The organism is Streptomyces sp. NPDC031445, assembly GCF_055581365.1.
This window is the reverse complement of record NZ_JBVIJO010000004.1, coordinates 352498-367195: the sequence shown is the minus strand read 5'-3', so window position 1 is coordinate 367195 and position 14698 is coordinate 352498. Positions and strand designations below refer to the sequence as shown.

Here is a 14698-nt window from a genome sequence, read left to right as displayed (position 1 = left end):
ACACCGCGCCGTTCTGACACTGTTCTGCCATGGGACAAGCGACGCCGGTCCGAACGGCCGGGCTGGGGAAGGCAGTCGGCGCGGAGCCGACGTCGGTGAGCGGAGCGGTGCTGCTGCTCCCCGGCGGGGAGGAGGCCTCCGTCCGCCGGCCGTCCCCTGTCCGGGCGCTGACCCTCGTCCGCTCCCTGGGCCGCGCGCTCGCCCGCGCGGGCCGGGACGAGGGGCTGGCGGTCCATCCGGTGCGGTACCGCTACCGCGGCTGGAACGGCAGCGAGGCCCATCCGGCGGCCGATGCCGGGTGGGCCGCCGACGAGGTCGTACGGCGCTACGGGGACGTCCCCGTGTGTCTGGTGGGCGTGGACATGGGCGGGCGCGCGGCACTGCGGGCCGGCGGGCACGAGGCGGTCAACTCCGTGGTGGCGCTGGCCCCCTGGATGCCGGAGGAGGACGTCGCCGCGCCGCCCGAGCCGGTGAAGCAGCTGGTCGGGCGGCGGGTGCTGATCGCCCACGGCACGAACGACGACCGGACCGATCCGGAGCTGTCGTTCCGGTTCGCGGCGCGGGCGAAGAAGGCGAACCGGGAGGTGTGCCGGTTCGAGGTGCACTCCGACGGGCACGGGCTGCACGGGTACCGGGACGAAGTGCTGTGCCTGACGGTGGATTTCGTGATGGGCGCGTTGTTCGGGCACGCCGTGTCCCGCCCCGTGGAGGACGCGTTGGCCGCGCCCCCGCCGATCGGCCTGCGGATGCCGCTGGCCGCGGGGTTCGGCAAGTCGTGGAAACGGTAGGGCCGGGCGTCCCTCAGCCGGGCAGCAGGTTGCCCCTCCTGGAGAGCAGGAACTTCTTGAAGGCCGCCACCGGCGGGGTGTCGGGGCGGCCGGCCGGCCAGGCCACCCCGATTTCGCGGACCGCCCTGGGGGCCGTGACCGTCAGTTCCGCCACGCCCGGGCGCGGGACGGTCGGGGGCGGCAGGAGGGCGACCCCGAGGCCCGCCGCCACCAGGCCGCGCAGCGTCTCCGCCTCCTCCCCCTCGAAGGCGACGCGGGGCTTGAAACCGGCCTCACGGCACAGGTCGTCCGTGATGCGGCGCAGGCCGTAGCCCGGTTCCAGGGTCACGAAGGTCTCCTCGGCCGCCTCTGCCAGGCGGATGCGGCGGCGGCCCGCCAGGCGGTGGTCCGCGGGGACGACCAGGCGCAGTTTCTGCTCGTCCAGGCGCCGGGCGACCAGGTCGGGCGCGTCGGGGACGGGTGAGGTGAGGCAGAGGTCGAGTTCGCCGGCGCGCAGCCCCTCCAGCATGGCCTCGCCGTAGTTCTGCACGAGGCTGAAGCGCACGCGCGGGTGGTCGGCGCGGAAGGCGTGCAGCAGGCCGGGCACGGTCTCGGCGCCCATGGTGTGCAGGAAGCCGAAGGCGACCTTGCCGGTGGCCGGATCGGCGTCCGCGCGGACCTCCTCGGCGGCGCGCTCGATCTCGGCGAGGGCCCGCTCGACGGAGGCGAGGAAGGTGCGGCCGGCGGTGGTCAGGGAGACCGTGCGGCCGTGCCGGGCGAACAGGTCGACGCCCAGGTCCTGCTCCAGGCGGACCATCGCCCGGGACAGGGTGGACTGGGGGACGTCCAGCTCCCGCGCGGCCCGGGTGACGTGCTCGGTGCGGGCTACGCCGGCGAAGTACGCGAGGCGGGGCGCGAGCAACAGCGCCATGTCTTCTGCGTCACTGGACGGTGACAGTCGCGCCGGTGAACTCTGCTGATGCGCCATGGGAACGATTATGGCGATTCCATGCATTGGACGCATGAGTGGGGCGGGTCTACGTTCGGAGCATGTCTCCCGCCAGTACCGGGGCGTCCACCGGCCTGGGCGCCGTCCCGTCCCTCCGCACCCCCGACTCCGGCTCCGACTCCCGGCTGACCCCGGGCGGCCCCGGCTACCGCCGGATGAGCCTCGCCCTGTTCCTCGCCGGGGTCGCCACCTTCGCCCTCCTCTACTCCACCCAGGCCCTGCTGCCGCTGATCTCCGGGGAGTTCGGGGTCGCGGCGAGCGAGGCGAGCTGGACCGTGGCCGCCGCGACCGGGGGTCTGGCGCTGTTCGTCCTGCCGATGAGCGCGCTGTCGGAGCGGTTCGGACGCCGTACGGTGATGACCGCCTCGCTGGCCGTGGCCGTCACGGTCGGCATGCTGGTGCCGTTCGCGCCGTCGCTCGGCGCGCTGGTGGTGCTGCGGGCGGTGCAGGGCGCGGCGCTGGCCGGGCTGCCGGCCTCGGCGCAGGCGTACCTGGCCGAGGAGGTGCGGCCGAAGGCGCTGGTCACGGCGATCGGGCTGTTCGTGGCGGGCAACAGCGTGGGCGGCATGAGCGGCCGGGTGATCACCGGCTGGGTGGCGCAGGAGTGGGGCTGGCGGGTGTCGGTCGGGGTGATCGGCGCGGTCGCGGTCGCGTGCGCGGTGGCCTTCCGGCTGCTGTTGCCGGCCCCGAGGCACTTCACGGCGGGTTCGCTGCGCCCGCGGGTCCTGCTCGGCACCGTCCGCGACCACCTCTCCGACCCGCTGCTGCGCCGCCTGTACGCGATCGGCGCGCTGTTCATGACGGTGTTCGGCGGGGTGTACACGGTGATCGGCTACCGGCTGACGGCGGCGCCGTTCGGGCTGCCGCAGGGCATCGTGGGCTCGATCTTCCTCGTCTACCTGGTGGGCACGGTCTCCGCGTCGGCCGCGGGCCGGCTGGTGGGCCGCCTCGGCCGCCGGGGCGCGCTGTACCTCGCGGGCGGCACGACGGCGGCGGGGCTGCTGCTGTCGCTGACCGCCTCGCTGGTGCTGGTCCTGGCGGGCCTGGTGCTGATCACGGCGGGCTTCTTCGCCGGGCACGCGGTGGCCTCCTCGGCGGTCAGCAAGACGGCCACGCACGGCCGGGCCCAGGCGTCGGCGCTGTACCAGTCCGCGTACTACATCGGCTCCAGCGTCGGCAGCACGGTCGGCGCGCTGGCGTTCCACGCCGACGGGTGGGCGGGCACGGTCGGCGTCGGCCTCCTCGCGGTGCTCGGCGTCGTCACGATCACCGTCCTGGGCTCGCGGGCGGCCCGGGTGGCGGCGCGGCGGGAGCCGGCGGGCGCGCACTGACCCGGCGCACGCCGCCCGGCTTCCCCGAGCAACCATGGTGAGCTGGGCCTTTCCCCACTCCGGGGGCCATTGTCAGTGGGCTGCGGTAGCTTCCCAAGTGCTGGGGCGCGACGGCGCGCTACAGGGACGGCCACAGGGGTGGGTGGACGATGGGCAACAGCACGGCGACGGCGGACCTGGACGTCGCACTGGAGAAGCACCGGACCGAGCTGACCGGGTACTGCTACCGGATGCTCGGTTCCTCCTTCGAGGCCGAGGACGCGGTGCAGGACACCCTGGTGCGGGCCTGGCGGAGCTACGACAAGTTCGAGGGCCGTTCCAGCCTGCGCTCGTGGCTGTACCGGATCGCGACGAACGTGTGCCTGGACATGCTGGCGGCGGGCAGCAAGCGGGCCCGGCCGATGGACCTGTCGGAGGCCACTCCGCTCGCGCGGGCGGCGCTCTCCCCGCGCCCGGACAACACCTGGCTGGAGCCGATGCCGGACGCGCGCGTGCTGCCGGTCGTGGAGGACCCGGCGGAGGCGGCGGTCGCCAAGGAGTCGATCCGGCTCGCCTTCATGGCGGCCCTCCAGCAACTGCCGCCCAAGCAGCGGGCGGTGCTGATCCTGCGCGAGGTGCTGGCCTGGAAGGCGAGTGAGGTGGCCGAGCTGCTGGACACCACGGTCGCCTCGGTGAACAGTGCCTTGCAGCGGGCCCGGGCCACGCTGGCGGAGCGCGGGGACGCGGGTACCGAGGGGGCGGTGTCCGATCCGCTGGACGAGGAGCAGCAGAAGCTGCTGGAGCGGTACGTCAAGGCGTTCGAGGGCTACGACATGACTGCGCTGACGGCGCTGCTGCACGAGGACGCCATCATGACGATGCCGCCGTTCGACCTGTGGCTGCGCGGCACCGCGGACATCACCGGTTTCATGACGACCCTGGGCGCCTCCTGCGCCGGTTCCCGGCTGCTGCCGGTCCGCGCCAACGGCCTGCCGGGCTTCGCGCACTACAAGCCGGACCCGGACAACGGCGGGTTCAGCCCGTGGGCGGTGCAGGTGCTGGAGATCTCAGACGGCCGGATCACCGGATTCCACTGCTTCCTCGACACCCAGCGCTGGTTCCCGCTCTTCGGTCTGCCCCTCCACCTGGAAGCGGAGTCCGACGAGGCCGAGAAGGGCGTGTAGCGCGGGGTCGGGGTCCCGCAGCCGTATCCGCCCGCCGGCCCGGCGGGCGGTCAGCTCCAGCCGGGCCAGCAGGTCGACGGCAGCCAGTCCCGGCGGCCCGAGCCCGCCCACGTCGCACACGACCACCCCGGTCCCGCCGGCCTTCAGCAGCGCCCGCACATCGGCACACAGCCCCGGCACGTCGTCCCGACGGACGGGCCCGGGCAGCACCAGCACGGCGGGGGTCTCGGCATCCACGTCCGGTAGACCGCCGGGCCGGGCGGAACTCATCGGGGGCGGTGGCGGGGCCGCGGTGCCGGTCCGGCCGGCGGGGGCGGCGGTGTCGGGGTGACGCCGGTCAGTCGACCGGGAACTCGCCGGTGTCGATGGTGAGGCCGAACGGCTCCGGCAGCTCGATCAGGTCGCCGAACCTGACCGCCTTGAGGACCCGGTAGACATCGCCCTTCGGCTCGCCGTAGAGCGTCGCGGTGGGGCCTTTGGGCGCCCAGCGGTCGATCAGGAGGTACAGCGGGATACCGGCGGTGGCGTAGGCGGCGGGCTTGCTGACGCGATCGTGGCCGGCGTTGGACTTGGAAGTGACCTCGACGACGAGTTCGGCGAGGGCGGCGGGGATGTGGGAGTCCGACTCCGCGCATTCCCGCACCGGAGCCACCAGCAAGTCCGGGATGAGCATGCCCAGCCGCGACGGCACGGCGATGGCCAGCGTCTGGAAGATCCCCCAGTCCTCGGGGGCTACGGAGTAGAGGCGACGCTGGAGGCGGGCCGCGATCACGCTGTGGCGAAACGCGGGAGCAGGTGACACGGTGATGATCCCCTCGATGATCTCCACCTTGCTGCCCTCGGGCCATTCCATCTCCTCCCAGTACCGGACGAGGTCGTCCCAGTTCTGGTCGGAGTCCTGGCTGACGGTGCGTGCGCTCATGGCGGTCCCCTATCGGTGCGTCAGCCGATCCGAGCATGCCGAACGGGACCGGTGCAGGTCCACCGGTCCCGTTCACCCGAAAGGAGAAACTGCAGCTCAGGCGATACGTTCCCGCACCACCGGGGTGGCCTGGAAGGCCGTGCCCGGGGCCGCGATGTCGTAGGAGCCCGCCACCGCCTGGAGCGCGTACTCGAAGCGCTCCGGGGTGTCGGTGTGCAGGGTCAGCAGGGGCTGGCCCTCGGTCACCGTGTCGCCCGGCTTGGCGTGCAGCTCGATGCCCGCGCCCGCCTGCACCGGGTCCTCCTTGCGGGCCCGGCCGGCGCCGAGGCGCCAGGCGCCGACGCCGATGTCGTACGCGTCGAGGCGGGTCAGGACGCCGGAGGCCGGGGCCTTGACGACGTGCTGCTCCCTCGCGGTGGGCAGCGGCGCGTCCGGGTCGCCGCCCTGGGCCGCGATCATGCGGCGCCAGACGTCCATCGCCGAGCCGTCGGCGAGGGCCTTCGCGGGGTCGGCGTCCTTGATGCCCGCCGCGTCGAGCATCTCGCGGGCCAGGGCGACGGTCAGTTCCACGACGTCCGCGGGGCCGCCGCCGGCCAGGACCTCCACCGACTCGCGGACCTCCAGGGCGTTGCCCGCGGTCAGGCCGAGCGGGGTGGACATGTCGGTCAGGAGGGCGACCGTCTTCACGCCGTGGTCGGTGCCGAGGCCGACCATCGTGGAGGCCAGCTCGCGGGCGTCCTCGATCGTCTTCATGAAGGCGCCCGTGCCCACCTTCACGTCGAGGACCAGCGAGCCGGTGCCCTCGGCGATCTTCTTCGACATGATCGAGGAGGCGATCAGGGGAATCGCCTCGACCGTGCCGGTGACGTCGCGCAGCGCGTACAGCTTCTTGTCGGCGGGGGCCAGGCCGTCGCCCGCCGCGCAGATCACCGCGCCCGTGGTGTCCAGGACGTTCAGCATCTCCTCGTTGGAGAGCAGCGCGCGCCAGCCGGGGATCGACTCCAGCTTGTCCAGGGTGCCGCCGGTGTGGCCGAGGCCCCGGCCGGAGAGCTGGGGGACGGCCGCGCCGCAGGCGGCGACGAGCGGGGCCAGCGGCAGGGTGATCTTGTCGCCGACGCCGCCCGTGGAGTGCTTGTCGGCCGTCGGGCGGGACAGCGAGGAGAAGTCCATGCGCTCGCCCGAGGCGATCATCGCCGCGGTCCAGCGGGCGATCTCACGGCGGTTCATGCCGTTCAGCAGGATCGCCATGGCGAGCGCGGACATCTGCTCGTCGGCGACCTCGCCCCGGGTGTACGCGTCGATGACCCAGTCGATCTGCTCGTCGGTCAGCTCACCGCGGTCCCGCTTGGTGCGGATGACGGAGATGGCGTCCATGGCCATGGCGGGTGTGGTTCCTTCCGGGAGGTGCGAAATGCGCGGCCCCCCTGCCAGCGGGGCAGGGGGGCCGTACGGCCTTACTGGGTGAGATGGTCCGGGCCGAAGGCCTGGGGCAGCATCTCGGAGAGCGGGAGGACGCCCGCCGGGGTGTCCAGCAGCAGGCCGGGGCCGCCGAACTCGTAGAGCAGCTGGCGGCAGCGGCCGCAGGGGACCAGCAGGGCGCCGGTGCCGTCGACGCACGTGAAGTGCGTCAGCCGGCCGCCGCCGGTGCGCTGGAGCTGGGAGACCAGGCCGCACTCGGCGCACAGGCCGAGGCCGTAGGAGGCGTTCTCGACGTTGCAGCCGGTGACCGTGCGGCCGTCGTCGACCAGGGCCGCCACGCCGACCGGGTAGCCGGAGTAGGGGGCGTAGGCGTGGGTCATGGCCTCCCGCGCCTCGGCGCGCAGGGCCTCCCAGTCGAAGTCGGCGGCTTTCCCGGTCACTTGCCCTGTCCCTTCCGGTAGCGCAGGCCGTCCGCCTTCGGCATCCGCAGGCGCTGCGCGGACAGCGACAGCACCAGCAGTGTGACGACGTACGGGGTGGCGCCGACGAAGTCGCTGGGGACCTCGTCGGTGAGCAGGTACCAGACGAGGACCAGCGCGGCCATGACGGCGCTGACCACGCCCTGCACCAGGGCCTTCTTGTACAGCTTCCAGCCGGCCAGCAGGGCGAGCAGCACGACCAGCAGCAGGAGCAGGGCGTGGACGGTCACGCCGCCGTTGCGCAGCTGGAGCGCGTCGGAGTAGCCGAACAGGCCCGCGCCCATGGCGAGGCCGCCGGGGCGCCAGTTGCCGAAGATCATGGCGGCGAGACCGATGTAGCCGCGGCCTCCGGTCTGGCCCTCCAGGTAGGTGTGCGAGGTGACCAGCGCGAGGAAGGCGCCGCCGAGGCCGGCGAGACCGCCGGAGACGGCCACGGCCGCGTACTTGTACTGGTAGACGTTGACGCCGAGGGACTCGGCGGCGACCGGGTTCTCACCGCAGGAGCGCAGCCGCAGCCCGAACGGGGTGCGCCACAGCAGCCACCAGCTGCCGACGAACAGCAGCACGGCGATGATCGTCACCACGGACAGGTTGGTGATCAGACCGCCGATGATGCCGGCGAGGTCGGAGACCAGGAACCAGTGGTGCTTCTCGATCGACGCGAGGCCGTCCGAGAGGCCGGGGACGGTGACGTCGGGCAGCGTGTCCGCGGGCGGGGACTGCTTGGGGTTGCCGCCCGCCCCGGCGGCCTTGCCGTCGGCGAAGAACAGCTTGGCCAGGTACTGGGTGGCGCCGAGCGCGAGCAGGTTGACGGCGACACCGGAGACGATGTGGTCGACGCCGAAGGTGACGGTGGCGACGGCGTGCACCAGGCCGCCGAGGACGCCGAAGGCGATGCCGCACAGCAGGCCGAGCCAGGGGCTGGACTGCCAGCCGATCCAGCCGGCGCCGAAGGTGCCGAGGATCATCATGCCTTCGAGGCCGATGTTGACCACGCCGGCCCGCTCCGACCACAGGCCGGCGAGTCCGGCGAGGCCGATCGGCACGGCGAGGCCGAGGGCGGCCGCCACCTGGCCGGCGGAGTCGAGCTGGTTGGCGCCGGTGATCACGCGGACGGCGGCGATGAGCAGCAGCGCGCCCGCGACGATCATGAGTATGAGGCCGAGGGAGCGGCCGGAGCGCTGCGGCGCGTCCGCCGCCTTGGGCGCCGCGGGCGGCGGCGCGTCGGTCATCGTGGCAGTCATCACGCCACCTCCTGCATCTTCGTCGGGGCGGCGGCCTGGGCGGCGAGTTCGGCGCCTACGCGCTGCTGCTGGCGCTTCAGGCCGTAGCGGCGTACGACCTCGTAGGCGATGACGACGCACAGCACGATGACGCCCTGGATGACGCCGAGGATTTCCTTGTCGTAGCCCTGGAACTCCAGGTGGTTGGTGGTGCGCTCCAGGAAGCCCCACAGCAGCGCGCCGAGCGCGATGCCGATCGGGTGGTTGCGGCCGAGCAGGGCGATGGCGATGCCGGTGAAGCCGATGCCGGCCGGGAAGTCGTTGCTGAACTGGTGGCTGTCGTTCAGCAGGGTCGGCATGCCGATCAGACCGGCCACCGCACCCGAGATGATCATGCTGGTGGCGATCATCTTCTTCACGCCGACGCCGCTCGCGGCGGCGGCGGTCTCGGACTGGCCGACGGTGCGCAGGTCGAAGCCGAACCGGGTGCGGCCGAGCACGAACCAGTACGCCACGCCGACGAGCACGGCGATGACGATGAAGCCCCACAGCTCACCGGCCGGGCCGGTGTCGAAGCTGAAGAAGTACGAGGACGACGGCAGCGGCTTGGTGGAGACGAGGGTGCCGGCCTGGTCCAGCTGGCCGAGCTTGCCGGGCTGGAGCAGGTAGGCGATGACCGCGGTGGCGATCGAGTTCAGCATGATGGTCGCGATGACCTCGCTGACGCCCCGGGTCACCTTGAGGATGCCGGCGATGGCCGCCCACAGGGCGCCGGTCGCCATGGCGCAGAGGATGATCAGCGGGATGGCGAGCCAGCCGGGCACGGTGAGCGCCCCGCCGAGCACGGCGGCGATGAACGCGGCGAGCCGGTACTGGCCGTCGACACCGATGTTGAACAGGTTCATGCGGAAGCCGACGGCCACCGCGACACCCGCGAGGTAGTACGTCGTCGCCTTGTTCAGGATGTAGACCTGGCTGTCGCTGGCGAAGCCGTAGGTCACCATGTCGCTGAAGGCGTCGCCGGGGTTCTTGCCGGTCGCGAGGATCACCAGGGTGGTGACGACGAGCGCGGCGACGACCGCCAGCAGGGGCGCGGCGATGCCGAGGAGCAGCCGCTCCTTGTCGATCCGTGAGGTCAGCTTGTTCATCGCGCGTCGTCCTCTGTGTGCTCCAGGTGGCCGGTGGCCGCACCCGTCATGGCGGAGCCCAGCTCCTCGGGGGTGATGGTCGCGGGGTCGGCGTCGGCGACCAGTCGGCCGCGGTACATCACCCGCAGGGTGTCGGAGAGCCCGATCAGCTCGTCCAGGTCCGCGGAGATCAGCAGCACGGCCAGGCCCTCGCGGCGGGCCTCGCGGATGTAGTCCCAGATGGCCGCCTGCGCGCCGACGTCCACACCGCGGGTGGGGTGGGCGGCGATGAGCAGCTTGGGGTGGTGGCTCATCTCCCGGCCGACGATCAGCTTCTGCTGGTTGCCGCCGGACAGGGAGGCGGCGGTGACGTCGATGCCGGGGGTGCGGACGTCGTAGGCCTCGACGATGCGCTGGGTGTCGGCGCGGGCGGCCTTGAGGTCGAGCAGTCCGCCGCGCGAGTTGGGCTTCTCGGTGACGTGGCCGAGGATGCGGTTCTCCCACAGCGGCGCTTCCAGCAGCAGGCCGTGGCGGTGGCGGTCCTCGGGGATGTAGCCGATGCCGGACTCGCGGCGGTCGCGGGTCGGGGCCTGGGAGATGTCGGTGCCGTCGAGGGTGACGGCGCCGGCGTCCGGGCGGCGCATGCCCATGATCGCCTCGACCAGTTCGGACTGGCCGTTGCCCTCCACGCCGGCGATGCCGAGGACCTCGCCCTTGTGGATGGTGAAGGAGATCTCGTCCAGGATGATCCGCTCGATGCCGTCGAGGTCGGTCTGCGCGAGGCGCAGGCCGTCCACCGTGAGCATCGGGACGTCGGTGACCGTGGACTCCTGGGTCTCCGGGGTGGGCAGCTCGCTGCCGACCATCAGCTCGGCCAGCTGCTTGGGGGTGGTGCCGCGCGGGTCGACGGTGCCGACGGTGGTGCCGCGCCGTATGACCGTGATCTCGTCGGCGACGGAGAGCACCTCGCCGAGCTTGTGCGAGATGAAGATGACGGTGAGGCCCTCGGCCTTGAGTTCGCGCAGGTTGTCGAAGAGGGCGTCGACCTCCTGCGGCACGAGGACGGCGGTGGGCTCGTCCAGGATGAGGGTCTTGGCGCCGCGGTAGAGGACCTTGAGGATCTCCACGCGCTGGCGGTCGGCGACGCCGAGTTCCTCGACCAGGGCGTCGGGCCGCACGCCCAGGCCGTAGGCGTCGGAGATCTCCTTGATCCGGGCGCGGGCCTTGCCCCCGATGCCGTGCAGCTTCTCCGCGCCGAGGACGACGTTCTCCAGGACGGTGAGGTTGTCGGCGAGCATGAAGTGCTGGTGCACCATGCCGATGCCGCGGGCGATGGCGTCGCCGGGGTCGTGGAAGACGACCTGTTCGCCGCCCACGGTGATGGTGCCCTCGTCCGGCTGCTGCATGCCGTAGAGGATCTTCATGAGGGTGGACTTGCCGGCGCCGTTCTCGCCGCACAGGGCGTGGACGGTGCCCGTGCGGACCGTGATGTCGATGTCGCGGTTGGCGACGACGCCGGGGAAACGCTTGGTGATGCCGCGCAGTTCGACGGCAGCGGGAGGGCTGGACGCGTTGATGGCGCACTCTCCTCGGGGAAAGGGGCTGCGGGGAGGGGGCAGGCGTCGGCGACGCTAGCGCGGCAACTCCGTGCTACACGCGTAGAGTTGACACATTGTTATGGCTCGGCGGGGGGTGTGGAGGACGCCCCCCGCCGAGCCGGGGTCCGACGGGACCCGTCAGGTCACGGGGTGGTCTTGACCTTGATCGAGCCGTCGACGATCTTCTTCTGCGCCGCGTCCAGCTGGGCCTTGATGTCGTCGATGAAGCCACCGCTGGTGGACAGCGAGACGCCGTCCTTGGCGAGCGAGTAGGTGTTGGTGCCGGTCAGCGGCTTGCCGTCGTGGACGGACTTGACCAGGTCGTAGACACCGACGTCGACGTTCTTGACGACCGAGGTCAGGATCGAGTTCTTGTACTTGGCCAGACCCGGGATGCTGTACTGGTCCGAGTCCACGCCGATGGCCCAGGCGCCCTTCTTGCCGGCCACGGCCTCGATGGCGCCGTTGCCGGAGGAGCCGGCCGCCGAGTAGACGACGTCCGCGCCGTTGTCGAGCATGCCCTGCGCGGCCTCCTTGCCCTTGTCGGGGCTGGCGAAGCCGGAGGTGTCCGAGCCGTGGGACAGGTACTGCGTGTCGACCTTGATCTTCGGGTTGGTGTCCTTGACGCCCTGGACGTAACCCGCCTCGAACTTCTTGATCAGCGGGACGTCGACACCGCCGATGAAGCCGACGTGCTTCGTCTTGGTCTTCAGCGCGGCGGCGACACCGGCCAGGTAGGAGCCCTGCTCCTCGGTGAAGGTGATGCTGTCGACGTTCTTGCCGTTCACCACCGAGTCGACGATGCCGAAGGTGGTCTTCGGGTACTTCGCGGCGACCTTGGTCATCGAGGCGGCGTACGCGTAGCCGACGCCGATGACGGGGTTGTAGCCCGCGTCGGCCAGGTCCGACAGGCGCTGCTCGCGGTCGGCCTCGGTGTCCGAGGTCTTCGCGGTCAGCTCCTTGATGTCACCGCCGAACTCCTTCTTCGCCTTGTCGGCACCGCGCGCGGCGGAGTCGTTGAACGAGCGGTCACCACGGCCGCCGACGTCGAAGGCGAGACCGACCTTGACACCCTTGCCGTCGCCCGAGGCGGGCGAGCCGGAGTCGTTGTCGGAGGAGGTGCTGCCACAGGCAGTGGCAGTCAGTGCGAGAGCTGCGGAGGCGATACACGCAGCGGAAAGCTTGGCTACCCGGCGCACGGGAAGGCTCCTTCACCTGACCTGAGCGCCTTGGCGGCGCTTGATGTGAGCACCCTGGGGTGCTCCGGCCGAAACGCCCCGGCGGCGTCGGCTTCGCGGCATCGTAACGCGCGTAGATGTCGCAAAAAACCCTCTCGCGAAGCCGTTATCGATTCGAGGCAAACACTGCCTGAACTCGGTGTCTTGGTCCTCCCACACCGTTGTTGCGCACAGTGCACGATTGGCTTGCATCCGTGTTGCGCCGGGCAGGAAGGCGGCCCCGGGCCGGCCCGTTCGCGGGCCGGCCCGGGGCCGTCCGCTCAGCTCCGCGCCCCGTTGACGTCCAGGAAAGCGGCGGCGGTGAACATCTCCACACCCACCGTGATCGCGTGCTCGTCGGCGTCGAAATCGCCCTGGTGGAGATCGCGGACCGTGCGCTCACCGGGCCGGCGCACCCCGAGCCGGGCCATGGCGCCCGGGACGTGCTCCAGGTACCAGGAGAAGTCCTCGCCGCCGAGGCTCTGCTCGGTGCTCTCCACGGACTTCATGCCGCGCCGGGCGACCATGGCACGGCGCAGCAGCTCGGTCGACTCCCGGTCGTTGACGACCGGCGGCACCCCGCGCACATAGGTGATCTCGGACTTGGCCCGGTGCAGGGTGGCGATCTCGTCGATCGCCGCGTGCACGATGTCGGGGGCCTGCCGCCAGGCGTCCAGGTCCAGGCAGCGCACGGTCCCGGACAGCTCCGCGTGCTGCGGGATCACGTTCGGGGCGTGGCCGGACTCGATGCGGCCCCAGGTGAGGGCGAGACCGACGCGGGTGTCGACCCGGCGGCCGATCAGCGCGGGGACGTCGACGGCGACCCGGGCGGCGGCGGTGACCATGTCGGTGGTCAGGTGGGGCCGGGCGGTGTGCCCGCCGGGGCCGTCGAGGGCGACCTCCAGACGGTCGCAGGCGCTGGTGATCGGCCCGTGCCGCAGCCCGACCTTCCCGGCCTCCACCTTGGGGTCGCAGTGCACGGCGAGGAGGCGGCCGACGCCGGCCAGCGCGCCGTCCTCGATGGCGCCCAGCGCGCCGCCGGGCAGCACCTCCTCGGCGGGCTGGAAGAGCAGCCGCACCGGACGGGGCAGCAGGCCCTTGGCGTGCAGGTCGGCGAGGACCAGCCCGGTGCCGAGGACGACGGCGGTGTGCACGTCGTGACCGCACGCGTGCGCCCGGTCCGGCACGGTCGACCGGTACGCGCAGTCACTCTTGGTGTCCGGGATGGGCAGCGCGTCGATGTCGGCGCGCAGGGCCAGCAGGGGGACGGAGGGCTGCTCGCCCTCCGCGAGACCGATGTCACAGACGAGTCCCGTGCCCGCGCTCAGGACGCGGGGCTTGAGCCCGGCCTGCTCCAGCCGCTCCTTGATCGCGGCGGTCGTACGGAACTCCTGGTTGCCCAGCTCGGGGTGCATGTGCAAATCGCGCCGGAAGGCGACGAGTTCGGCGTGCAGGGACTCGCTCAGCACGCCGGGGAGCACATCCCCCGCGAGGCCGGCCTCGGACTCTACGGACATCAATTGCTTCACCCTCTGAAGGGTAGGACGCCCGGCTGGTCAACTACCCCTCGATCAACAAAAGTTCAGCCCGTTAGGGGAATAAAATCTGACCGGCGGACGCATGGCGGTGAACTCTGATGGGTAAAACCTCTGTTTCCTCTTCCACGGATACCACGGTTCACGGCAGTCACGCGCGCGATGTCCACGAACCGGACCACGCCGCGGTGCCCTCCCGGTAGGGTCCGCCGACGTGAGCGACTCGACCGCGGACTTCCTCCGGGCGACCCGTACCGCCTACGACACGATCGCCGGGGACTACGGCGCCCGCTTCCCTCCCGGCGACCTCCACCCGCTGGACCGCACCCTGATCAGGACCTTCGCCGAGCTGGTCACGGCGAACGGCCCCGCCCCCGTCGCCGACCTGGGCAGCGGGCCCGGGCACGTCACCGCGCTGCTGCACGAGCAGGGGGTGCCGGTGTTCGGGGTGGACCTCTCCCCCGCGATGGTGACGCTGGCCCGCCGGGCGTACCCGGCCCTGCGTTTCCACGTCGGTTCGATGACCGCGCTGGACCTGCCCGACGCCACCCTGGGCGGCGTCCTCGCCCTGTACTCGACCATCCACCTGCCGGACGGGGAGCTGTCGACGGCCTGCGCCGAGTTCCGCCGCACCCTGGCCCCCGGCGGGCACGCCCTGCTCGGCTTCCAGTCCGGCCCCGAGCCCGGCCGGCTGCACCTGACCGAGCGGTTCGGCCACGCCATCGACCTCGACTACTACTGGCGCACGCCGGAGCAGGTCGCCGGGGCGCTGACGGGCGCCGGCCTGGACCTGGTGGCGACGGTGCTGCGGGAGCCGACCGCGGAGGAGACACGGCCACGGGGGTTCGTGCTGGCCCGCCGGGGGTGAGGCGGGGCGGGCCCAGAAGGGCTCCGTTCTCCCCATTTCC

General features: G+C 71.9%; 14 protein-coding genes. 4 read left to right on the top strand and 10 right to left on the bottom strand.

From position 1 onward, the window contains the following. Nucleotides 1-29 precede the first annotated feature (29 nt). Nucleotides 30-788: an alpha/beta hydrolase family protein gene (locus ACZ5DC_RS14375; protein ID WP_468652561.1), complete on the top strand. Its 759-nt coding sequence runs from the start codon at nt 30-32 to the stop codon at nt 786-788. Between the two features lie 13 nt (nt 789-801). Here ACZ5DC_RS14375 and ACZ5DC_RS14370 read toward each other — a convergent pair whose 3' ends face one another. Beyond that, nucleotides 802-1755 carry a LysR family transcriptional regulator gene (locus ACZ5DC_RS14370; RefSeq protein ID WP_468652560.1) on the bottom strand — a complete coding sequence of 318 codons (954 nt, stop codon included), beginning with the start codon at nt 1753-1755 and terminating at the stop codon, nt 802-804. Nucleotides 1756-1817: 62 nt separating this feature from the next. Here ACZ5DC_RS14370 and ACZ5DC_RS14365 point away from each other — a divergent pair, with 62 nt between their 5' ends. Together ACZ5DC_RS14365 and ACZ5DC_RS14360 are read left to right on the top strand one after the other, a co-directional pair. Beyond that, nucleotides 1818-3107 (top strand): MFS transporter, encoded by a 1290-nt coding sequence (locus ACZ5DC_RS14365; protein ID WP_468652558.1) that lies wholly within the window; start codon nt 1818-1820, stop codon nt 3105-3107. 149 nt (nt 3108-3256) lie between these two features. Then, nucleotides 3257-4270 carry a sigma-70 family RNA polymerase sigma factor gene (locus tag ACZ5DC_RS14360; protein WP_366748691.1) on the top strand — a complete coding sequence of 338 codons (1014 nt, stop codon included), beginning with the start codon at nt 3257-3259 and terminating at the stop codon, nt 4268-4270. Here the strand turns inward: ACZ5DC_RS14360 and ACZ5DC_RS14355 are convergent. The 9 genes from ACZ5DC_RS14355 to ACZ5DC_RS14315 form a co-directional block, all read right to left on the bottom strand. Then, a complete protein-coding gene (locus tag ACZ5DC_RS14355; RefSeq protein WP_468652556.1) occupies nt 4154-4540 on the bottom strand; it encodes an STAS domain-containing protein in 387 nt (128 codons plus the stop codon). The two genes, ACZ5DC_RS14360 and ACZ5DC_RS14355, sit on opposite strands and share 117 nt — an antisense overlap. A 67-nt stretch (nt 4541-4607) precedes the next feature. Next, a complete protein-coding gene (locus ACZ5DC_RS14350; RefSeq protein WP_468652554.1) occupies nt 4608-5192 on the bottom strand; it encodes a Uma2 family endonuclease in 585 nt (194 codons plus the stop codon). Between the two features lie 96 nt (nt 5193-5288). Then, the gene (locus tag ACZ5DC_RS14345; protein ID WP_468652806.1) at nt 5289-6566 is read right to left on the bottom strand and encodes a thymidine phosphorylase; all 1278 of its coding nucleotides are present in this window, start codon (nt 6564-6566) and stop codon (nt 5289-5291) included. Nucleotides 6567-6646: 80 nt separating this feature from the next. Next, nucleotides 6647-7051 (bottom strand): cytidine deaminase, encoded by a 405-nt coding sequence (locus ACZ5DC_RS14340; RefSeq protein WP_468652552.1) that lies wholly within the window; start codon nt 7049-7051, stop codon nt 6647-6649. Next, complete coding sequence (locus tag ACZ5DC_RS14335) at nt 7048-8334, bottom strand: ABC transporter permease (RefSeq protein WP_468652550.1); 1287 nt, start codon at nt 8332-8334, stop codon at nt 7048-7050. Before ACZ5DC_RS14335 ends, ACZ5DC_RS14340 begins: the two co-directional genes overlap by 4 nt. Next, the gene (locus tag ACZ5DC_RS14330; RefSeq protein ID WP_468652548.1) at nt 8334-9461 is read right to left on the bottom strand and encodes an ABC transporter permease; all 1128 of its coding nucleotides are present in this window, start codon (nt 9459-9461) and stop codon (nt 8334-8336) included. Before ACZ5DC_RS14330 ends, ACZ5DC_RS14335 begins: the two co-directional genes overlap by 1 nt. Beyond that, on the bottom strand, nt 9458-10984 hold the full coding sequence (locus ACZ5DC_RS14325; protein WP_468652804.1) for an ABC transporter ATP-binding protein: 1527 nt from the start codon (nt 10982-10984) through the stop codon (nt 9458-9460). Before ACZ5DC_RS14325 ends, ACZ5DC_RS14330 begins: the two co-directional genes overlap by 4 nt. A 197-nt stretch (nt 10985-11181) precedes the next feature. After that, on the bottom strand, nt 11182-12237 hold the full coding sequence (locus ACZ5DC_RS14320) for a BMP family lipoprotein (RefSeq protein ID WP_366748685.1): 1056 nt from the start codon (nt 12235-12237) through the stop codon (nt 11182-11184). Between the two features lie 299 nt (nt 12238-12536). Then, nucleotides 12537-13772 carry an amidohydrolase gene (locus tag ACZ5DC_RS14315; protein ID WP_468652546.1) on the bottom strand — a complete coding sequence of 412 codons (1236 nt, stop codon included), beginning with the start codon at nt 13770-13772 and terminating at the stop codon, nt 12537-12539. Nucleotides 13773-14004: 232 nt separating this feature from the next. Between ACZ5DC_RS14315 and ACZ5DC_RS14310 the strand changes: the two genes are divergently transcribed. Beyond that, entirely contained in the window at nt 14005-14658 is a 654-nt protein-coding gene (locus ACZ5DC_RS14310) for a class I SAM-dependent methyltransferase (RefSeq protein WP_468652544.1), read from the top strand. The last annotated feature ends 40 nt before the right edge of the window (nt 14659-14698 follow it).